Raw genomic sequence first — 20,992 nt, 5'->3', positions numbered from 1 at the left:
CCGACCTTGAGCGAGGTGCGCACGCGGCAGCCGCGCCACGAGCAGCGCAGCCAGAAGCACAGGCCTACCGGCATCCAGCGCATGCAGGTGAAGGTCGCTGCTGTAGTCTGGGCGACGATGCCGGGCGTCGTGACGGTTGCAGCGTTGCTCGCGACCGACAAGGGGAGCATCAGAACCAGAATGAGGCCTGCCAGGCCATGGCGCCTCATCGCGCCTGCTCCCGTTGCCAGGCATCGTACCGGTCGAGCGCCTCGACCAGATCCGTAACGCCGTAGACGACGGCCCGTTGGTCGAAAACGATCGCTGGGTATCGGTCGACGCCGTGCTGAACGGCCCTGGCCAGACCGATAGCTGCGTTCTTGGCCGGCCCCATCCTGTCGTCGTCAAGCTGCTGAATCCGATGCAGCGCCTCCTTCTTTGCACGTTCTGGCTGAACCGGCAGATCCTGCGAAAGAGTCGTTTCGATTTGCTCTAGACCATCGACGAAGTACAACGCCATGCTTGTACCCTGGAGTCGCCGTTCGTCCTGGTTGGTAAGCGAAAACTCTGATGAGGTGAATACCTCGATGTTGAGAGGCACCGCTGCTTGAACGCAATCAAAGGGGAGCAATGGCCAGAGCATCAGACCAAGGAGCACATGAGAGCAAGAAGACATAGATCTGCCACGAATCATATGACGATATTCGCTATCGTCCCGAAGGTCGCCAATTTGGAAAAGTTAGAACCAATGCAGCACTCGGTGAGGTTTTCACGACAGCGAACCAGTCGCGAGTCCGCATGGGTAGTAACTAAGAAACGCTGGCAAAAACTTCCGGCCCAAACGGTCGCTATGAGCCCGACCCCACTACGGCCGCAGTCGATTGCTTACCAGTCAAAAGCCCAAGAAAAATCGCCGAATGGCAGCTTTTCGACTCGATGGCCGGCAGCACACCGAGTACAGTAGACATCGTCCCCCTGCTAAGAAGGAAAGCGACCGCAGAAACGAAGTAATGTGGGCCAAGCGCACCGCGCTTGGTGTGAATTCAGGTCCCGGGACGCGTTTCAGTGGAAATTCACCTGGGAGTTTGAAGTCCCAATTTTGGTCAGATAGAACGACGATAAAGCAAGAAGGCAGGTTATCCTTCCTAGACCCGAATTCGAGAGCCGATTGCTGTTCCTTGAACGGATTGTAGGATGGCGCTAGACGTTCCATGGAACCGCATGTCCGCCGGTGGGAAAAAAGAACAAGGAGGGAGTCACATTGGCAACGGTACGTCTAAAACCAGGGTCCCTGTGGCGACGCTGGGACCCCCATATTCATGCGCCGGGCACCGTTTTCAACGACCAGTTCGGCGGAGACGGTTCGTGGGAGGAGTACCTGACACGAATCGAACAATCTTCCCCACGCATTGAGGCCCTGGGCATAACGGACTATTTCAGCCTCGATATATATGAGGAAGTATGCGACTGGAAAAGCAATGGGCGGTTGTCTGAGGTCGGCTTGATCTTTCCGAATGTAGAGCTTCGCTACGCCGTCGGAACAGCCAAAGGAGCGCCCGTCAATTTTCATCTACTGATTTCCCCCGATGATCCAGAACACGCAACCCAGGCGAGGCGGTTCCTTGAAGGTCTGACCTTCAAGTCGGGTGACGAGACGTATCGCTGCAGGCGCGACGAACTTATACGCTTGGGCCGGTCCCATTCCGGGCAGCATCTGGACGAAAAAGCTGCTCACCGTGAGGGCGCTAATCAGTTCAAGATCGAGGTAGATGCATTTATTGGGGCCTGGAATGACAACACCTGGATACAGAAAAATGCCCTCATCGCGGTGTCCGCGAGTAGCAAAGACGGGAGCGCGGGCCTGCAAGGCGACGCATCGCTTGCTGCTCTCAGGAGAAAAATCGAGAACATTGCGCACATCATTTTTTCTTCGCAGCCCAAGCAAAGAGATTTCTGGCTTGGCCAGGGTGTTGAAACGGCTGACAATTTGACCCGCATCTATGGCGGACCTAAGCCTTGTCTGCATGGCAGTGATGCACATGATCTTAAGAAGGTGGCGCAGCCAGATAAACAGCGGTATTGCTGGGTCAAAGGAGACACCTGCTTCGAGACGTTGAAACAGGCATGCCTGGAGCCGGAGTTCCGCGTAGCGTTATCGGAAAGCAAACCGCAGGGGGCGTTTGAGTCACAGACCATCACGTCAATTTCCATGCAGAACTCTGATTGGTTTGGTGATGAGCCCATTGCACTAAATGGAGGACTCGTCGGCGTGATTGGCGCAAGAGGCTCGGGAAAAACTGCTCTTGCGGACATGATTGCTGCAGGCGCCTACGCGCTCTCACCACATGCCAACGACCGTTCATTCGTTCGGCGCGCTCAAGCCGATAATCTCCTGACGGGTGCAAAGTCCATCCTGAGCTGGGCGGATGGTTCTTCAACAGATAACGCTCTTGACTGTGTCGATCTCGAAGATGTCCTCGACTATCCCCGCGTGCAGTACCTGTCACAACAATTCGTTGAGCGGTTGTGCTCGTCGGCGGGAGCGACCGACGAGCTGATCGCTGAAATTGAACGGGTCATTTTCACCTCTCACCCAGTGGAAAGCCGGATGGGTGCAGAGAACTTCGGAGAACTGCTTGAATTGGTTGCTGCTCGTGGCCGTCAGTCCCGGCAACGTTATGAAGAGTCAATCCATGGCGTCGGGCGGCGCATCACAGATCAAATGGAGAGGAAGGCAGCCTTATCAAGGGCACCTCGATTAATCGGTTCTGACGGTGCCATCGGCACGACCACAGAAGCGGCGGCATCATTTCGCCGAACTGACTGATCGTTTCCGGGCTCAGCAACCTCGTTTTTTCGTTCTATTCGCCGCTTTCCGCCGCCCTCGGCGGGTTTCTGGCCAATCAGCCTGTACAGCAGGCAGATTGCGGCCTGAGCAAAAATTCCAGCCGTCGCATGTTGTACGTCAGGTTCATCAATCCGATCTTCACTGCCGCCCGGACTTTTCCCTTGGTTCGCACCAGAATGCTGCCCTGGCATGTACGCTGATCACCGAAGACATGTTCGACACGAGCGCGTGTCTTCGAGCGCCGATGGTTGGTCGCTTGTTCCTGTTTGTTCAACGTGCGCCGACTGCTGCCCTTGCGGTGAATGCGGCTACGGTAGCCGCACCCGCGCAGCTGCTCTTCGCGCGCCTCGGACCGGTAGGCCGAGTCCGCCCAGACCGAACGACCGCTATTCTCATCGTCGAGCAGGTCGTCAAAGACCTGGCCGTCGTGCACGCTGGCGTCGGTCACCGCATAGCGCCGGATCAGCTTGTGCTCTTTGTCCACGTTGATGTGGTTCTTGTAGCCGTAGTGGCTCTTGCCGTGCTTCTTGGTCCAGCGAGCGTCTTCATCCTTCTGCCGTTTCATGTTCGGCTTGTCGTCCCAGCCATCGGGCGTCTTGCCTTCCTTGATCTGCTTATTCTCGTCCCGCGTGTTCCGGTTCTTCGGCACGTTCACCAGACTGGCATCGACGATCTGCCCGCCCTTCGGCATCAACCCGGATGCCCACAACTGCTCATCAAAGCGCTGGAACAGCTTGTCGATCAGCCCGTGACGCGCCAGTTGCTCGCGAAACAGCCACAGCGTCTTGGCATCCGGCACGGTATCTTCCGGCGAGAGCCCGAGGAAGCGCTGAAACGACAACCGATCACGGACCTGGAACTCTGTCTGGTCATCAGAGAGGTTGTACAGGGCTTGGAGCACCAGCATCTTGAACATCAGCGTCACGTCGTGCGGCTTCCGCCCGGCGTTGCTCTTGCGTTGCTTCTGATGGATAACCTTCAGCAGCGGACGGAAGGCTCTCCAGTCCACGATGCTGTCCAGCCGCGGCAGCGGGTCACCCAGTTTCTCAAGCTTTGCCAGCCGATCCTCATCGTCGAAAAATCCTGGTTGCATTCAAAATGACCTCTGCGTCTTCAGCTGCTGCTATTCTGCCCGAATCAGGGGATTATTCGAGATGCCCTCAAGTTACCAACGGCAGCTCACGGAGTTGCGAACGACCCTGCAAAAAGACAAGCGCGAGAAAGAAGCTCTTGTCCCCAAGGGCGCGGAAAATCGTGCCAGGGAGTTTGAACGGTTATCGGAAGCGGCAAATACGGTTCGGCAGCAGGTCGAGCAGTTGCGGCGGCAACAGCAGGCCATTGACGTACTAGGCGACTATGTGAACGACTTTCGCAATAGGCTTGCCGAGGATGCCCTAACCCAACTGAAACTGCGTCACCGGGATGTTCAATTCGATGACACGCAGTGGTCCGTCTTCAAGACGGATTTTGTCGGAGATGTAGGGCAAACCATAGATAAGGCGCAGGCTCACGCCGCGTCCAGGATCAAACACCTCGAAGGCGAGACAGATGAGCAGTCTGCTCAATCTGATTCAGAGCCGCAGCCCCCACAGTCCTCTTTCCTTCCGAAGGGCCAAGACTTAACTGCACTCCCACTGGCGCTATTGAGCAGGGAAGAAAATCGACTGCAAAGGCTTATCGGCATTGATGCTGACAAGCGCAAACGGCACAAAGTCCTGTCCGAAAAAATTCGGCAGTCCGAATTACAGATCAAAAAACTGGAAAAGGCAGTCGACGAAGCCAAAGGTGCCGATAACGCAATAGAAGCCTTGATCGCGCAACGTTCGGCCGACTATGAGGGTGTATTTCAAGGACTCGTTGCTGAAGAAGAAGCGCTACAGAAATTGTACCTGCCCTTGAGCGACCGCCTAAGGGTCGCCTCCGGCGCGTTGGGCAAGCTGACGTTCTCGGTGAAGCGGGTTGTCGACGTGGCGGCATGGGCACAGCAAGGCGAGAGCTTAATCGACACTAGGCGAACGGGCGACTTTCAGGGGCGCGGCGCCCTATTGGAAGTCGCAGAACGCGAGTTGGCTCCAGCTTGGCGCACTGGTGATGCCACCCAAGTCTCTGAGGCGATGAAAGCGTTTATAGCAGCGCACGACAAGGCCATCATTGAAGGTGCCAAGGCGGATCGAACAAACAAGGCCGGCTGGCTTGCATGGCGTGCGAACGTATCGGAATGGCTCTACGGAACAAACCATATCTCTTTGACCTACGGCATGCGCTTCGAGCGCGTTGACATCGAGACACTTTCGCCGGGAACCCGCGGCATCGTGCTCCTGCTGCTTTATCTGGCGATTGACCTTGAAGATGATCGTCCGTTGATTATTGACCAACCCGAAGAAAACCTTGATCCGAAGTCCATCTTCGATGAGTTGGTCGGTCTGTTCAGGCGGGCAAAGCAGCGTCGTCAGATCATCATTGTCACGCATAACGCCAACTTGATCGTGAATACAGATGCGGATCAAGTGATCGTCGCAAGGTGTGGAGAGCTACGCCCAGGCCATTTGCCCCGCATCACATACAAGTCCGGTGCGCTGGAAGACCCGACGATCAGACACCAGGTGTGTGACATTCTCGAAGGTGGCGAACAAGCATTTAAGCAGCGCGCCAAGCGGTTGGGTGTATCACTCAAATAGGAGTGATATGGACGTAGATAAACGATGGCTGCCTTGGCAAAAGATCAAGTATTGTCATACTTTGGCTTTGAGGCCTTATATGCGGTCGTCTCCAAGCGGGTGCAGCGGCATCGGGGCATAGACGTCATCGCTTCGCTTCCTTGTCGTTTGCTCATACCAGTTCGCGGCGAGCGACATATAGATCATGGCGTTACGAACCAGCTTCAGTAGCTTGACAGTGGCGACGGCAAGCTCCTCGCCTCCAATGCTCATCGCCAGTTGGCCAGTCTGTACTCGATCACGACCAACTGTTACGACTGCAGAATGAAAGGAGTCGTGAACTGTCAGGTACTTATGCGCGATGTGCCTGCGAATCTCGTGAAGAGTCTTGGCCTCCGGTTCCATCGCGAAGGTTTCATCGGCGCTCCAGTGCAAGTCTCGGCTCAGATTAAATAATCCTCGCAGTGGCCAGTTTTCGGAGGCTTCCAGTTCCGCTCTCACCCCTTTCTCCGGCTTGCACGCGTTGAACCACAAAGAGCCGAAGTTGACGCGGTGCGTCGGGATGTCCAGCTCCAGGTAATGATTCAGAAGGTAGGCCATCTTGTCGAACATGGCGAACGCCGACAGGTAACTCATCTTGAGTTTTTCGACCCACAAGCGCAGGACGCGGTAGTCCAGCGTGTCGTAAAGCAATACGCCCTGGTCTGAGAAATGGTGCGTGGCCCTATCGCGTTCTTGCAGCGCCTCGTAGGCAACGTAGCGCGCGGATACGAATTCCTGTACCAACTGGTTATAGATTCCGTAGACCTCCGGCACCAAGGGGCCTGATTTGTCGATAGGTAATGCAATCGACGGAAAGGTCATAACGTCCCGTGCGCCGATATTGTAAGGTCCAAGGTCGTTCAGCGGATTCAGAAACAGGCGGTTTTGCAGGCACCACTTTCGGTAGCGTTGCTCGGCATCTGTATCTCCCAGCGGGTACTTGTCCAAATCGTAGGTAAAGGTTTCCCAGTCGCCGAGGGTGTCGAGGTAGGCAATGGCGTCGCGCGCATGATTAACTGCGTGTGCTTCCAGCCCTGCCGACAATCCCGCAGCAAGTGCCAACCTGGACTGCCAGAGAAACAATGTTTGGTGCCCGCCATCGTAGACCGCTCTGGCATACCATTTCAGGCCATCGCCACGATTGGCGAGCGCCATAGCGAAATTGGGGTGGGTCGCAATGGCTTGATCCCAATAGTCAATGGCTTCACAGAACCGGCCTATATGGCTCATGACATTCGCCAGGTTCGTTAGTATTCGTGGTTTAAGGTCACCGCCACGCTTGTCTTCCGGCTCTTCCGAGGCGTCTGCGAGCGCCTTACGTAACCAGTAGACCTCTTGCATCAGGTCCGCGTTGTCCCAGGCCCAATTGAGCTGGGGCGCTTTTTCATTTTCGAGTAGGCGCAGGACGGAATGCGCGTTTGCGCGTGAAAAGGCGATGCTGGCTTTTGCCAGCGGTGGCATGGACGCAGCGTACAACGTATCGGCTTCGCCAATGAGCGCACGTAGCGCTTCGGAGTCTCGGGCATCCCATGCCTGGTTGACTAGCATCGCCAGCCTTGAGATCGGGTGGTCAAATAATTGGGACAATCTATTTCTTCCTGAATCTTCAAGAGTTGATTGGTTCGATTTCCCGGGCAATGACCGGTGACCACTGCAGCGGTTTCCGCGCCTGATCCCGCACGACCGCTCAGGCCGTCCAAGAGTCACCCACCCCGCTTGGTTGCTATCCGCTCCGCCACAATACGCACAGCCTCGAGCTCAGTACAGCCGCGCTCGCGCATGATCTCGGCCCGCTCGGCCTTCTCGTGCTTTTCGGTCATCGCCAGTGCCAGCGACAATGGCGGTGGGACATTGCGGAACAGCGCCTCCAGGTTGTCGGATAGCACCACCCCCTCGACGTACTTGCCCGGTTCCTTGCGGGCTGACAGCAGCAGGCTGCGCTGCTCCGCCGACAGATCCTTGAACCGCGCGATCTGTTCGATCTCCTCCTTGGGCATAACCAGGCAGAGCCACCACTCCATCATATTGAGCATCTTGCGGCTGGCGTCCGGGAAGTCTTCGAGGTTCTGGGTGGCGATCCAGAACCAGGCCCCGAGCTTGCGCCACATCTTGGTGATCTTGACCACGTAACGGGCCAGTAAGGGATTGGTCGTGATGATATGGCCCTCGTCGGTGACCACGAGCGTCGGCCGGGCATCGCTCTGATGACGTTCGACCAGATCGTTGATGTGACTCATCATCGAGATGTAGGCGACGGTGAGCTGGTCTTCGTAGCCCTCTCGCGCCAGCAGGCCCATCTCCAGGATGGTGACGTCGGCCTCCGGCCATCGCCTGCCGCGGCGATTGAAGAAGTGGCCTGCCAGGCCCGAGCAGAACAGCGCCATGCCGTCGCCCATCTCCAGCGCCCGGTTGCGGCGGTGCTCGGGCAGGCTGGTGTCGCGACCAATCGTGTTGAGGGCAGCAACGACATCCTCTGTGAGCACCTGGTCCTGGCCTGACTCCCGGGTGGTCTTCGCGGCGAGGAAGATGGCATTGCGGATGAGCAGCCGGTCGGCGCGGGTCATGCGTGCGTCCTCGCGCTCGTCGCCGCCGGTGATCATGATGCGTGCGGCGATCTCCATCTCACCCAGGATGTCGCGGCCGGTGCCCTCCGCGTCCGCGTCGTCTTCGTCGTCGCCGAGGGCGTTCGGGTCTTCGACGATGCGCAGCCGGCGTTCTTTCTCCAGCAGCCTGAGCGCATCGGCAAACGGCGGCAGGCTGACATCGGCATTGGGATTCAGGGTCACCTGATTCAGCGTCAGGCCGTTCGCCGCGAAATGCTGACCGAGCAGCGAGAACGAGCCCCCGGCCTCGATAATGAACAGGCGTGGCCGGTAGACCGCCGCCATCTGCTGCAGCAGATAGACCAGGAGTGCCGACTTGCCGGCCCCGGTCGGGCCAAGGATCAGCATGTGGGCGTTCTTCTTGCGATCCTCCCGGTGCAGTGGATCGAAGACCAGCGGCTCGGCGCCCCGATTGAAGAACACCAGGCCCGGATGTCCGGTGCCGCGCGATCGCCCATAGACCGGCAGCAGGTTCGCGGTGTGGCGCGAAAACACCAGGCGTGAGCGGCGGCTCAGCTTGTCGAGGTGCGGATCGTAGGCCATCGGCAGGTTGCGGATGTAGGCATCCAGTGCCAGGAGATCGGCCTCCTGCGTGATCGGCTGCAGGCCGTTCGGCAGCAACAGGGCATTCAGGTGGTTGGTGTTGGTGCGCAGATCGTTGAGGTCGTCGCCACGCAGGTAGAAGGCGATGCTCAACGGGTAGAGCTTGTTACCCTGGGCCATTTCGCGCTCGACGGCATCGGCGTCCTCGCGGGTCAGCGCGGCCTCCGCGGAATCGCCGACCGCGGCCCGTCTGACCTGGTTGATGTGGTTTCGGGTCAGGTCCTGTGGTCGCAGCGTCAGGGTCAGGACCATGACGGTGTGCTCGGGCAGGCGGTCGAACAGGGCAAACACATGGTCGCCGGCCTGCCGTTCACCGGTCATATGCCCGATCTCGGGCGCGCGTCGCAGACCCTGCACCGTGACCAGGGTGTGCGGCAGACCATCGAACCACCAGGTGGCCGTGGCGTTGTCCGAACGGGGCATGCCGAGGGTCAGCCGCTCGGCAAAGTCGTACCCATACGGCAGGTCCTCGTCGCCGGGATAGGGAGTGATCTCAAGCAGCTTGTCCGGGTCGCCGTCGGCGGGCGCTGGTTTCGGATTGAACCAGGGCAACAGCCAAGTGTAGAGATCCTCGCCGCTGCCCCGCCGGGCACGTATACCGGCACTGGCCAGCGCCGCCACCCACTTGGTCGCCACATCGTTCAGGGCCGCCTCGACCTCGATGGCGGGCGGACTTCTGCCTCCTGGCTTCAGCCGCCGATAGAGCACGGCACGGACGCGCCGGGTCTGACCGCGCCAGCGGGTGCCGGTGACCGCAGCATCTTCGAATAGGCCGCCCGGTCGACTGATCCGCGCCAGATGCGCGGCCACGGCCACCTGGTAGTGCCGGGTGAAGGTCGAATCGCGTGCGCCCGGCTGCGCATAGGCCGCCGCCTCGCGCTGAAACCGGGTCAGACTCGGTTCGTCCTGCACATAGACCTGCAGGATCCACGGGGCATCGTCGAGCTCGGGGATCGCCTCGGTCAGTGCGGTCTGCACGGCATCGCGCAGTTGGACCATAAAGGCCTCCGTGCGCGCCTCGGCGCCCACCGGCTGCAGCTCGAACAGGGCACCGACACTCACGCCGTCCTCGAGCAGGAAGGCGCGACTCTCCGGGATGTATTCCACCCAGGGCAGCAGATCGGTGAAGGACGGCGGGCGGTCATAGCCGCGCCTGATATCGGCGGAGCGCACGGCCGGTCTCTGCGGCGTGTCGTTTGAGGGGGCTTCTGTCATGGCCTTCAACGGGTGCCGCCGTCGTGTTTCGGTGTGTCGCCTGCCCCAACCGAAGGCACCTCGCCGGGCAAGGCGTACTCGACCCGCTCGTACATCGGAAAGGTGGTGACATAACCCGGTACCGGCACGCGCTCATCGGTCGCCAGGTGCGGGAACACGTACATCCGCAAGCTCGGATTCGGCAGACGGGGAAAGGTCGTCTCGAACTCGTTGTGGGCATCGCGCGTGTAGCGGTCGAGCGGCACCTCGTTCGGGATCAACGGTCGGCCGCCGAGCTCGCCTCGCACGGCTCGGGGGTCGCGCGCCCCCATCGCCTCGAAATGGGCATCGTAGATGGCCTTCATCGAGGGGCCGTCCTGCGGCAACACCGCCTCCTTGGTACTGGCGCAGCCGGCGACCAACAGGACCGAGGCCAGGCTAGTCGAGAGACGTACGGTGACTTGCTTGAGTCGTGGTCGCATGGGTCAATTTCCTGCCGATGGGGTCGAGGTCGATGGGGAGTTCATGGTCGACGTGGATGGCCACCGGGGTACCGGCCGACACGAACACCGCGTCGAAACTCTGGGCCTGACGTTCCAGGAGCCACTTGGCGACCTCGTTGCTGCCGCCTTCGACGGTCTTGCCGAGGACGTAGGTACCCGCCTCCCCAGTTACGCTGTTGGTGACACTACCGGCATCGCTGACCACTGACGTGGTCTCTGCTGCGGCCGCTGCTTGGGCGGCGGCCTGGATCGCCATTACCCCGATCCGTTGGCTCAGGAACGCCGGGGCGTTGGTCTTGCGCGCGCCGCTGATGCAGGGGATGCCCTGCGCATCCGAGATCCAGCCGAGCGGCTCGTCGGCGCCGCCACTGCCCGCCTGCCGGTCATCCGAAGACAAGGTGCGGATCGTGCCGTCGTCGAACACGAAGGTCACCGAGTCGAGTCGCCCGGTCACGCAGGAGAGTGTCCAGTCGCCGACGGCTGTGCCACTCCACACCATGCCCTGCACGCCCGGCACGGTCAGGCCGTTGGCGGCCAGGTTGTCCGCGCCGGTGATGATCTTGAACGGCATCGGATCACGCACCTGCCCCTGCACGGGTACACGACCGACCAGCGCGGTCATAGCCGTCGAGCCGATCAGCGTGGCATTGCGCGGTACCGTGTAGACGGGCCGCGTGCGCGCCCGTTCGATGCGCTCGCCGACACCACCCGCTACTTCGCCCGTTTTCGTCGTGGCGGTGTCCAGATAGCCACCGGCGATGCGCGTGACCCGATGCAGCATTCCGGGTCCCGTCCTGGCGTCTTTTTTCGGGCCCACCGGTTGATGATCCAGGGGCTCGATCCAACGGATCTCATCGGCGGCGCCATGGCCTAATCCATCGAGCCCCAGCCCCACCGGGATATCGTTCGCAGGTGCAAGGGTTTGGGGTTTCGACAGCGACTCGGCCAGTGCGTCGACGCGCGCGGTCAACGACGAGAGCACCCCGGCGTCGATACGGTCCCGATTGGCTTGAGTCTTCTCTCTGGCAAGGAGCTCGCGCTTCAGACGGGTCGCGACGTTTTCCTCGATCTGGGTCCGGCTCGTCATCAGCCCCTGGTTTTCCCTGCGCAGTGCGGCGTTGTCCCGTCGCAGCGCCTCGACCTCGGTAGTCATCGCCGCGACGTTGGCGGTCAGCGTCTTGATCGTGTCGGCCGGTGTGTCGGCATCCGGCGCCGGGGCCTCCGGGACACTGTCGAGCACCACCGCGGCCTCCTCGTCCGGAGAGCACGACTTCGTGGTCACGAATACCAGGATCAGCAACACGCTGCCGGCGAGGATCGGGAGGAGTCGATTGCTGGTCGCGATCGCCATAAAAACGGACTCAGAGCGCCGTCTCGAAGGGCCGCGCGGAGATCAGGTACAGGGCCGTCGTGTCGGCCTCGTTGCCGGCCGGATGCAGGCGGTTGTGCTGGAAGGCGGCTGTCAGCCAGCCGCCGCGTAGCGTGCGGGGATCCAGCGTCACGGCCTGGGTACCCAGATTTCTCAGCTTCACTGCGGTGATGTAGAACCCGCTGGCGCGCCAGGCGACCAATGGGCTGGCCTCGATCGGCGCAGCGCGAACCAGGCGCACCGGTTCGCGACGCACCGGGACGCGCACCACCCCGGGGAGATCGTGCAGCAGCCGTGCGGGCGCATAGAGCTGCTGTGCCGCGAACCGGGTCAGCGTGACGTAACCGTAGGCCGGCAGTGCGGGTAGTGGCGCCCCCGCCTCTGCGGTGACCCCCGGTTTTCGCGTCTCGGGGTCCAAAATCTGGATCGCGGCTTTCGCTTCGTCCTCGTTGTTGGCGGAGAGATCGAGCAGGTAGATGGCCCCGCTGTCGACCGCGCGGACCATGACCCGGGTCGCCTCGAACGGCTGGTGCGCCAGCAGGTAGACCGTACCTGCGACACTCTGCACCCGGATTGCCGACTGGATTGCCGCGGGCAGGCCGACTTTGACCGAGCCGGGAAAATCGACACGCCGCTCCTTGCCGACCGTCAGCGACACCGTGATCGGCGTCTTCTGCCAGGTGATACGCTCCGGTGCCGACGCTTCGGCATCCGCGGTGTCCGCCCAGGCGATGGCGGGTGCGAGGCATAGCAACGCACAGAGCACCACTGGGTTCTTATTGCTTTTGGTTCGCATGTCCGTTCCTGTCTTTCTCAGCCTTTGCTGCCCTGTTCGCTTGGTTCGGCGAGCTCCGCCTCGCTCAACCGCCGCGGCCCTTCCCCGGCGAACCCGTCGAGCGCCAGCCCCCAGGGGTTGGCCTCGAGATCGACCGCGTGACGGACGACGCGCAGCGGGTAGCGGATCGCGGTCTTCTTCACCGTCATGCCCTTCACCGATTCGTACAGATCGAGGTCCAGCCACACGACCCAGACGCCGCCGTTCAACACATCGACCCGGCGCTCCTCGTAGCCGTGTCCCGGGATCTCCTGCATGCCACGCACGCGGTAGGCGAGCTCGCCTTGGCGGCCCTTGAGCTCCATGTCGGCGATCAGGTCGGTGCGGTACCTGGGTGTCAGGTACGGCGAGACCGAGAAGATCGCCCGGCCGTAGTCGCGTGCCCCGTCTTCCGGCCAGCGATTGAGCTGCTGGAAGATGTAGAAGGCAAAGGCATAGACATTCGCCGGCGGGACCTGGTCGATCGACAGTACCGCACCCGATCGCAGGTCCGGTGGCACATGCACCGTCAAGGTCTTTGGTGCCTGGCTCCAGCCGAACCAGAGCGCGAAGATGACCAGCGCCTGCAGGCCGATGACGGCCCAGAGCGAGCGCAGGTGCGCGCGCACGTTATCGATCTCGTAGCGGTAGCGACGCATATCAGTGCTCTACCCAAGCGATAACTGCGAGTTCAGTTAGCTTGTCAACGGCTACGGCAAGGCGCGTCTCGCAGGCAATGGCCATCCCCTTGGCGAGAGACGGAACGCAGTCCGTGGTCGTTGACAAGCTAACCCTTAGGGCGTCCCTTTGGTGTCCCGCAGCCGCGTTCCAGTGCTCAACAATGGATCGGCCATTGTCTTCGCACAGCGCCTTGCTGCAGAACACCACAGGGACGCTGAATCTGTAGTTATCGCTTGGGTAGAGCACTTGTCCTGCCGATATCCCAGCTGCCGCTGCGACGTATCAGTTTTGAACGCCGCAGGCCCTTGTCATGCAGCCAGATGGCGAACCGTTGCTGGTAATAGCCGTCCGGGCGATTGCGCTTCAGCCGCTGAAAAAGCGTCGCCGTGACCACCACCGTGGCCACGACGCCGACACCCGCCAATCCGAAGCCCATGGTGACCGCGCCCATCAGGCCCGCCAGCACCAGGCTGACGGGTAACCAGACGAGTGCGGCCACCCCGACGATGACGCCCAGCTCCGATGACGAGCAGCCCTTGAAGATGGCCGGCTCGGCATTGAGCCGGTCGGCCAGGATGTCGTGACGGCTCGGTCCCATGCCTCAGATGACGCCTGCGGCCTCGGTGAGGAGATAGCTTGCGAAGATCAGCACCACCGCGCCGACGATGCCCAGCACGCCCACCTCGGCCCACTCCGCCTTGCCTTGCCGTGCCTCGTTGAACTTGGCGAAACCGAGATAGGCGATCCACAGGAACCCGAGCACGGCGATCGCGAGACCCAACACCAGACCGCCATCCTTGATATAGCCCTTGATGAGCGCAATCCAGTCACCGGCCGCCGGTGCCGTACTCGGCGCCACCGGGGTCGGCAGTGCCGCCCACACCGACGGCATCGCCGTGAATCCAACCAACCAGACCGCTGCTAACTTCTTACTCACACCCTTCAGCGTCATTACCTGCTCTCCGAAATCTCGGGGTTGCCCCCTGTTCACAACCTGCCGGGAGCAACTCCCAGCGTTCATTGGCGATGCACGTCTCGCCGACTGCACCGCACCGGTCAGTTCAGATAGAAACCCAGCACCAGGAGCACGATGCTGGCGCGCAGCGCACTCCAGGTCAGATCGAGAACGCCGACCTGCCCGTCCTGCCAGGCCCGAAAAGTGCCAAGCGTCACCCAGACCACCCACACGAAGGCGAGCACCAGCACCACGCCGGCTATACCGGTGAGCAGGGTTCCCGGCGTAATGCCGGACCCGGCTTGGAAGGCGGTACTTTGTGCGGGCGTCATCGCGACACATCACCGGCGATAGTCGCCACGCAAAGGCGGGAAGGTGCGAGGTTCGGCACGCGGTGCATCGATGTGCTCCTGGATCCCCAACCGCACCCGTACCAGGTCTTGCCGCAGCCAGTCGTAACGGAAACGGACCCGGGCGTCCGGGTTCGCCTGGGATTCCGCAGACCGAATCAACGGTTCGAGGGCTTCGATCTCATGGGACAGACGCGCGAGAGCTTCCCGTTCTGCATCGGGGTCTGCCAGTGCCGTGCTCCCCAGGAGCAAGAGACCGACGAACGCTGCCAGCAGACTGGCGTGTCGGAAGCAGGGTTTGCGATGCACACATTCCATGCGGCATATCGTGCGCAGGCGGCAAACCCCTCCATAGAGGAAACGGTATCAAGGCATGTCGTGGTTTGTGCCCGGCGAAATGGGCTCAGAGGCGCGGTTCAGTCGGAAACCGTTAGGGGATCACTCAGTCTTCGGTCGCTAGGCCGAGGCGATCAGCGAAGGCGCGCGCTGTGATGATCTGGACCGTCTCTACCTTCCCCAGGGACAGTAGGTCTCGTTTATCGCCGGTCACCAGGTACTCGGCCATACCGGCGATAGCGGTGGCCAGAATGGGGTTATCGTCGGAATCTGGCGAAAACTCCACCTTCGGGAGTTCCTTCAGTACGGTTGCCTGACGCCGTAATCCATTCACCAGCGTGCCTACCTCGGCCGGCTTGAGGTACTTGCGCAGTTTCGGATAGCGGGAAACCCGGCGGAGTTCTTCGAGTTGCCACTTGGAGGTGATCAGCTCGAAGGCCTTCTTGCGCCATGCCCGATAGATGAGGTCGGGCGGCGTGCCAGACGTGATCAACGCCGCGAGCAGGATTCCGGTGTCGAGAACGACGTGCAATGCGGTTAGCCGTTGGCCAGCGCTTCGTCGATCGCCTCCAGGATCTCATCTTGCGAGTACTCCCGGTTGCGCTGCTTGACGTCTTGTACCGTCAGTTCGAACAAGCGCGCCTGCACCGCCTCCTCGACGAACTGGGAGAGATCACCCTTTTTCGTGCCACGCCGGCCCAAGTAGGCCCGCAGGGCCTTGTCCACCTCGTCCCGCACGACGATAGACCACCGGACATTGCTCATGACTGTTCTCCAGGACGATTCGCTGCTCAGAATTTACGCTTATACATATAAACACACAAGCGTATAGGCAGTATAAACCACCTGTTCGTTGGCTCGCAGCGGGCAGTCTCGTCTGATTGGCCAAGGCATCTGCCGTCGGCCAGCCACGTCGGCCGCCCCAACGGCATGTGAATCGGCGTCAGGCCCCCGAATTCTTCCCAAAGACGGCCGCGCCGGCCCGCTTTCCCCCTCCCCGCCTGTTTCCTGGCCAGCCGCCGCCATGGCGTGCCGCTGACGGCACAGCCCGAACGAAGTCATCCTGGGGTTGTCACCCCGTCTCGTCGAACAGCCCCCGCTGCGGTGGCGCCCGGCAGGGAGGCCGCCGGGTGGCTTCGGGCTCCGGCGCTTTCGCATCCAGGTGGGTGAGGATCTTCTCGATGACGTCGGGATCCTCGATGGACGCGATGATCCGCACCGCCCCACCGCAGGCCGGGCAGGTCTCGATGTCGATCCCAAACACCCGTTTCAGGCGCTGCGCCCAGGTCATCGCGGCACGGCGTTCGGCCGGTGTCCGCTCCTCCGGATCCGCTGTCGTGGCATGCCGGCCTCCCCTGCCCCGCTTGGCCGGTGTCACCCGCGCGCGGTGTTTGCTGTTGGGCGCAAACACGCCGTGGAAGCGCGTCAGGTTGACCCGCGGTTTCGGCACCAGGGCTGCCAGCCGAGCAATGAAGTCGAGGGGCTCGAAGATGACATGCGTCGTGCCGTCTCGGTACGGCGTCTTCAGCTGGTACCGGACGTTGCCGTTCGACGTCAGCGACAGGCGCTTTTCCGCGATCGCCGGCCGACTGATGTAGCGACACAGCCGCTCGAGCTTCTGGCGTTGATCCGCCCGCGCTGCCACACCGGCGTGCAGGGAGAACCCCGCCACCTTGCCGACCCCGGCATCGAACGGCTCCTCACACGCCGGCAGCGTCTGTAGCGTGAACACCTTGCGCCCCTGCTGCGGCCCGACGGCGATGCGGTAGGTGATCGACGAACCCAGGAGCTGTTCCATCGGCCCGGCCTCGAGATCATCGCCAGCCAGGTAGCTGTTCTCCGCATCGCGTTCCAGCAGTCCCTGGCGTTCCAGGTAGCGGCCAATACGCAGTGCCAAGACCTGAGTCAGTTGGGTAAGCTCGGCACTCGACGGCGCCTTCACCGAGCGGAAGCGCAGTGAGCCGTCGGGGCGCTCGATATACACGCCGTCGAGGAACAGCATGTGGAAGTGGACGTTGAGGTTGAGCGCACTGCCGAAGCGCTGGATCAGCGTGACCGCGCCGGCCTGGGCCGTCTTACGTGAGAACCCCGCCTTCTTGATCAGGTGCGTGGCGATGCAGCGGTACACAATGCCAAGCACACGGCCCATGACCTCGGGGCGGCTGGCGAACAAGAAGCGCAACGGATACGGGACGCTCAGCACCCACTGGCGCACCGGCTGCTCGGGAAAGACCTCGTCGACCAGCAGTGCTGCGCTCTCGGCCATGCGCCGGGCGCCGCAGCTGGGGCAGAAGCCGCGCTTCTTGCAGCTGAAAGCGACCAGGTGCTCGGCATGGCAGTTGTCGCAACGCACCCGCAAAAAGCCGTGCTCGAGACGCCCGCACTTGAGGTAGTCCTCGAATTCCTGCTGCACATACCCCGGCAAGTCCGTGCCCTGCACCGCCAGGTACGCCTTGAACGCGGGATAGTATTCCTCAACGAGTTGATAAAGAAGGGTGCGCTCGGGGCGGTGGCGCACATACGGCGGCGCGCCGACACCCGAACTGGCTTCCCTGCCAGCCGGCGACGGCAACATGATCGCATCCTTGCGAAGTTGTCCTGCGGCTCAGGGTATCAGGCCGAGTGGCTATCCCTACAAGTATTTCTTGAATGTACTGGCCGCGACCGCAACGCTCATCGCGAAAAGTGTCGCAAACGGCAGCAGGACGAAGGTCGGATGGAGGCTGAATGGCAGCGCGAGGTAGATCACCCAGCTCAGTACCATCAGAGGCATCGCGGAACGCTTTGCCCAGTGATAAACGAACGAGCTCTCCCTGCCGCCACCCCAGCGTCGCAGATCCCGCTTCACGAAACCGTCGACCAGCGCCACGAGACTGAAGAGCACAAAGACCGGCAAGGCCAAGGTCAGGATGGCCAGGCGCACGGAAAAGACCTGGGTGACCTGCATACCCGCAATCACGAACTCGGCAACGGGCTGGTAAATGCTGTGGAGCCTGGGTCGCAGCCCACTTTCGTCGGGCGACGGCGGCACCGACAACCAGGCGATGGAATCAACCACCCGCGTGAACTCGAACAGGACATGGAAGGTCTTATCCGCAAAGGCCTTGGCAAACTCGGCCGGGCTCGAGGTCATGACGCTGCGTCGGAAATCCGAATCCAGGTAACTGAACTCCGCCTCGAGCATCGACCGGCTGTGCTGGAGACCTTCTTCCGGCCACCAAAACACCATGCCCACCCACTCGGTCAGTATCGAAAACAGCAGCGCCAATAAAAGCCACTGCACACCCTTGGCGAGCGTCGTCAGGGTGTTCGAGACCAGTCCTCGTTGGACCTCGCGGCGCCTCGGGTCGTCGACCACCTCAGCCATCGTCGTTCTCGGAGCTTTCCGAGGAGGTGGGCGTTGCGCCGCCGGACGGGCTGACATCAGCAACGGCGTGCCACCAGGTCTCGCGCTGACGGTACCACTGGTCGTTGGTGATGTAGGTCCGTTCCATTTCGTTGGCAACGACGGCCAGGCTTTCCGGCATGACCGGATCTTTACTCGCATCCGGCAGTGGCATGCGCAGCTTCCACAGCTGCCCACCGTCGAGCAGCGCAAAGGCCTGGCCCTTCGGCAATGCCACCAGTTCCGCTGGCGTCAGCATCGGGACCTCGGAAACGCTGATGCGGTCTTCGTTGCGTGACTTGAAGTCGACCCCGGAGGTTGGGTCCGAGGAGTCGTCGACACCGGAGACGCTCATCAGGGTGAAGACCTCGACCTTGGGTAACTGATCCGTAAGCATCTCGGCGGTGACCAGTTCCTTGACCCGCAGCATCAGCAGGGTGTTGAAGTTGCCGGCGACCTGCCCCGCCTTGGCCCGGTTGCCGATCCGTGCCTCGACGTCCGACCAGGTCTGCGTATACGCGGTCACCTGGAAGCCGGCGCCGCCAGCCTTGTTCAGGAGCGGCACGAACTCATCGCCGATCAGCTCGTTGAACTCGTCGGCGTGCAGGGAGATGGTCGGCATCGTGGCCGGCCCGTCGGTCAGCGTCGGACCGTCGGCAGGGTCTTCGACGCCATGCTTGTAAATATGCCCGGCAACCGAGACCAGGTCCGCGAACATCGAGTTGCCGACGGCACTCGCCACCGTGGTGTCGGTCAGCGCATCCAGGCCCACGTAGACGATCCCCTTGCGCCTTATCACCTCCAACCACTCGAAGATGGGGCGGTTGTCGTCCGTGTCCAGGTAATCGGGCGAGATCAACTCGGCGATCTTGCCGGTGGTGAGCTTCTCCATCAGGGGCCCGACAGAGCTGACGATCTTGTCGAAGTAGGTCTTGTCGTACTTGAACGCCGAGACCAGTCCGTCGAGAACGGGATCGTAACGGTCCTGGTCTTTCAGATAGCGCATCAGGGCCACCGCATCCGGGTGGCGTCCGCGCAGCGCCGCGGGCAGGTTGCGCTCCTTGGTGTGGGCGGCGACCTCTGCCACGTCTGCCTCCCACCCCGCCTCACCGTGCTCTCGCAGGTGCTTGCGCGCGTACTCGACGAACAAGGGTTCGATGTCGTTGATGTAACGGCGCACCTGCTGGTAGTCCGGACGCCGGCCGAGCGCCACCAGGGCGCGCGCGATGATGTTGACGAACCGCCAGGCAAACTCCTTGAAGGCCGCCGAGTTGCCCTCACTCGGCAGCTGGTTGGCGATGCGTGTCGCGACTTCCGTGATCCGGGAGAAGCTGCCGATGGCGTTGTAGCGGGCAGACACCTCTGGATAGCCGAGATGGAACAGATAGAAATCGTCCGCTCGCCCTGCCCGTTTGGCCTCGGCATAGACCCGGCGCAACAAATCTGCGTCGCCTTTCGGGTCGAAGACGATCACGACATCACCGCGGCGGATGTCCTGGGTGATCAGGATCTCTGCCAGCCGTGTCTTGCCTACCCGCGTGGTGCCCAGCACCAGGGTGTGGCCAACGCGCTCCCCGATGTCCATCCAGACATCCTGCTCATCGGGCTCTACCGCATGCAACGCCGGTTTGCCGCCAACCGGCGGCAGCGGCCTTAGGGGATTCCACCAGGCGCGGCTGCGTAACCCCGCCGCAAGCCAACCCAGGATCGGTGTCGCCTCCCAGGCGACTTCCTTGCGGCGCGCCCAATGATAGAGCGGACCGGGTTGTACGTAGCGCTGAACCTCGGGGCGAATCGTGTCGCGCAGGCGCTGGGTGTGCTTTTGGGTCCAACGGAAGCCCCGACCGAGGAAGAGTTTTCGTCGACTCACCGGCATCTGACCCGCGCGCAACCGATAGGTGGGAAGACGACGCAGGTTGCGCTGGTAGGTCAGCACCCGCCAGGCCTGGCGCCCGCGCACGATGCCGAGCAGGGCCAACACCGATGCCGCCCCATAGGCCACACCTGGAGGCATCATCAATGCCCAGGGGGCGAGGACCGCGATACCGGACGTCGCAAGCGCCACGATGGCAGACCAGAGTTCGACCGGCGGACGAAGCAGCGCCTCGACGGGATGCCGGCTCACTGCTCAATGCCATCTTTAGTGATCAGGACCGGGTAATGCGACAGACCCAAGGCCTCGGCGATGTCGCTGGCAGACGCGGGTAGGATCGGCAGACCGTCGGCGATCGTGGCAATGGCGCGCAGGTCACCGAGCGTCTCTGCCTCGATCAGCATCCCGACCGCGCCGATCTTGGCGAGTCGATCGCGGTGGGTCCCGAACCATTCTCGCGAGAGGCCATCGGCACCGATCAGAAAGAAGGGCCGCGCGAAGGGCCGTTTGCTATCTCGCCGCGCCACCCTCCCCGGCGTCAGCCCCGGCGATCGGATCGGCAGGATCCGCCCGGGATCCGCAGCCCCCAGGGATGGTTGGACCGGGCTTGCCTGCGGCCCGTCTTCTTGAACTTGCTCCTCGTCGAACACCTCGAGGAAGGGAGCCAAGGGATAGGTCTCGCCACTGTCGTAGATCACAGTCAGGGCGCCGACTGCCAGCGCGGGCGTCGCCAGCGCCGATAACAGAACGGCGTTGCTGAGAACCGACCGAATCCTGATGAGGTAGGCTGTCACGCTCGC

General features: G+C 61.7%; 21 protein-coding genes. 2 read left to right on the top strand and 19 right to left on the bottom strand.

Features of this window, described 5'->3' with window-relative positions:
• Together H6955_13375 and H6955_13370 are read right to left on the bottom strand one after the other, a co-directional pair.
• Window positions 1-209, bottom strand: a 209-nt coding sequence (locus H6955_13375) for a TIGR03756 family integrating conjugative element protein (protein MCP5314547.1), incomplete at its 3' end; no start/stop codon positions are given.
• Entirely contained in the window at window positions 206-622 is a 417-nt protein-coding gene (locus H6955_13370) for a TIGR03757 family integrating conjugative element protein (protein ID MCP5314546.1), read from the bottom strand. The genes H6955_13375 and H6955_13370, both read right to left, overlap by 4 nt.
• Window positions 623-1,240: 618 nt before the next feature.
• Between H6955_13370 and H6955_13365 the strand changes: the two genes are divergently transcribed.
• Window positions 1,241-2,806 carry a hypothetical protein gene (locus H6955_13365; GenBank protein ID MCP5314545.1) on the top strand — a complete coding sequence of 522 codons (1,566 nt, stop codon included), beginning with the start codon at window positions 1,241-1,243 and terminating at the stop codon, window positions 2,804-2,806.
• Window positions 2,807-2,882: 76 nt separating this feature from the next.
• Here H6955_13365 and H6955_13360 read toward each other — a convergent pair whose 3' ends face one another.
• Window positions 2,883-3,920 (bottom strand): IS5 family transposase, encoded by a 1,038-nt coding sequence (locus H6955_13360; protein ID MCP5314544.1) that lies wholly within the window; start codon window positions 3,918-3,920, stop codon window positions 2,883-2,885.
• A 61-nt stretch (window positions 3,921-3,981) separates the two neighbouring features.
• Between H6955_13360 and H6955_13355 the strand changes: the two genes are divergently transcribed.
• Window positions 3,982-5,505 carry an AAA family ATPase gene (locus tag H6955_13355; GenBank protein MCP5314543.1) on the top strand — a complete coding sequence of 508 codons (1,524 nt, stop codon included), beginning with the start codon at window positions 3,982-3,984 and terminating at the stop codon, window positions 5,503-5,505.
• Window positions 5,506-5,580: 75 nt separating this feature from the next.
• Here H6955_13355 and H6955_13350 read toward each other — a convergent pair whose 3' ends face one another.
• The 16 genes from H6955_13350 to H6955_13275 all read right to left on the bottom strand — a co-directional run bounded on the left by H6955_13350 (window position 5,581) and on the right by H6955_13275 (window position 20,965).
• On the bottom strand, window positions 5,581-7,113 hold the full coding sequence (locus H6955_13350) for a hypothetical protein (protein MCP5314542.1): 1,533 nt from the start codon (window positions 7,111-7,113) through the stop codon (window positions 5,581-5,583).
• Between the two features lie 116 nt (window positions 7,114-7,229).
• Window positions 7,230-9,947, bottom strand: coding sequence for a conjugative transfer ATPase (locus tag H6955_13345; GenBank protein ID MCP5314541.1), 2,718 nt, complete (start codon window positions 9,945-9,947; stop codon window positions 7,230-7,232).
• A gap of 5 nt (window positions 9,948-9,952) precedes the next feature.
• Window positions 9,953-10,408 carry a TIGR03751 family conjugal transfer lipoprotein gene (locus H6955_13340; GenBank protein MCP5314540.1) on the bottom strand — a complete coding sequence of 152 codons (456 nt, stop codon included), beginning with the start codon at window positions 10,406-10,408 and terminating at the stop codon, window positions 9,953-9,955.
• Entirely contained in the window at window positions 10,365-11,780 is a 1,416-nt protein-coding gene (locus H6955_13335; protein MCP5314539.1) for a TIGR03752 family integrating conjugative element protein, read from the bottom strand. The genes H6955_13340 and H6955_13335 overlap by 44 nt, the downstream gene beginning before the upstream one ends.
• 10 nt (window positions 11,781-11,790) lie before the next feature.
• On the bottom strand, window positions 11,791-12,594 hold the full coding sequence (locus H6955_13330) for a TIGR03749 family integrating conjugative element protein (GenBank protein MCP5314538.1): 804 nt from the start codon (window positions 12,592-12,594) through the stop codon (window positions 11,791-11,793).
• A 17-nt stretch (window positions 12,595-12,611) separates the two neighbouring features.
• On the bottom strand, window positions 12,612-13,271 hold the full coding sequence (locus H6955_13325; protein ID MCP5314537.1) for a TIGR03746 family integrating conjugative element protein: 660 nt from the start codon (window positions 13,269-13,271) through the stop codon (window positions 12,612-12,614).
• Window positions 13,272-13,519: 248 nt separating this feature from the next.
• Window positions 13,520-13,891, bottom strand: coding sequence for a TIGR03750 family conjugal transfer protein (locus H6955_13320; GenBank protein MCP5314536.1), 372 nt, complete (start codon window positions 13,889-13,891; stop codon window positions 13,520-13,522).
• Between the two features lie 3 nt (window positions 13,892-13,894).
• Window positions 13,895-14,185: a TIGR03745 family integrating conjugative element membrane protein gene (locus H6955_13315; GenBank protein ID MCP5314535.1), complete on the bottom strand. Its 291-nt coding sequence runs from the start codon at window positions 14,183-14,185 to the stop codon at window positions 13,895-13,897.
• Window positions 14,186-14,349: 164 nt separating this feature from the next.
• Window positions 14,350-14,580 (bottom strand): TIGR03758 family integrating conjugative element protein, encoded by a 231-nt coding sequence (locus tag H6955_13310; GenBank protein ID MCP5314534.1) that lies wholly within the window; start codon window positions 14,578-14,580, stop codon window positions 14,350-14,352.
• A gap of 9 nt (window positions 14,581-14,589) precedes the next feature.
• The gene (locus H6955_13305) at window positions 14,590-14,916 is read right to left on the bottom strand and encodes an RAQPRD family integrative conjugative element protein (protein MCP5314533.1); all 327 of its coding nucleotides are present in this window, start codon (window positions 14,914-14,916) and stop codon (window positions 14,590-14,592) included.
• 124 nt (window positions 14,917-15,040) lie between these two features.
• A complete protein-coding gene (locus tag H6955_13300; GenBank protein ID MCP5314532.1) occupies window positions 15,041-15,466 on the bottom strand; it encodes a putative toxin-antitoxin system toxin component, PIN family in 426 nt (141 codons plus the stop codon).
• A 5-nt stretch (window positions 15,467-15,471) separates the two neighbouring features.
• Window positions 15,472-15,699 carry a hypothetical protein gene (locus H6955_13295; protein MCP5314531.1) on the bottom strand — a complete coding sequence of 76 codons (228 nt, stop codon included), beginning with the start codon at window positions 15,697-15,699 and terminating at the stop codon, window positions 15,472-15,474.
• Window positions 15,700-16,006: 307 nt separating this feature from the next.
• On the bottom strand, window positions 16,007-17,509 hold the full coding sequence (locus tag H6955_13290; GenBank protein MCP5314530.1) for an IS91 family transposase: 1,503 nt from the start codon (window positions 17,507-17,509) through the stop codon (window positions 16,007-16,009).
• A gap of 57 nt (window positions 17,510-17,566) precedes the next feature.
• On the bottom strand, window positions 17,567-18,301 hold the full coding sequence (locus H6955_13285; GenBank protein MCP5314529.1) for a TIGR03747 family integrating conjugative element membrane protein: 735 nt from the start codon (window positions 18,299-18,301) through the stop codon (window positions 17,567-17,569).
• Window positions 18,294-20,444, bottom strand: coding sequence for a type IV conjugative transfer system coupling protein TraD (traD, locus tag H6955_13280; GenBank protein ID MCP5314528.1), 2,151 nt, complete (start codon window positions 20,442-20,444; stop codon window positions 18,294-18,296). The genes H6955_13285 and traD overlap by 8 nt, the downstream gene beginning before the upstream one ends.
• Entirely contained in the window at window positions 20,441-20,965 is a 525-nt protein-coding gene (locus tag H6955_13275; protein MCP5314527.1) for an integrating conjugative element protein, read from the bottom strand. The genes traD and H6955_13275 overlap by 4 nt, the downstream gene beginning before the upstream one ends.
• Window positions 20,966-20,992 lie beyond the last annotated feature (27 nt).

The sequence above is a fragment of the Chromatiaceae bacterium genome (assembly GCA_024235395.1).
In the GTDB taxonomy this organism is placed as follows: domain Bacteria; phylum Pseudomonadota; class Gammaproteobacteria; order Chromatiales; family Chromatiaceae; genus Thiosocius.
The sequence above is the reverse complement of the archived record's forward strand: the minus strand, read 5'-3'. Positions and strand labels throughout refer to the sequence as shown.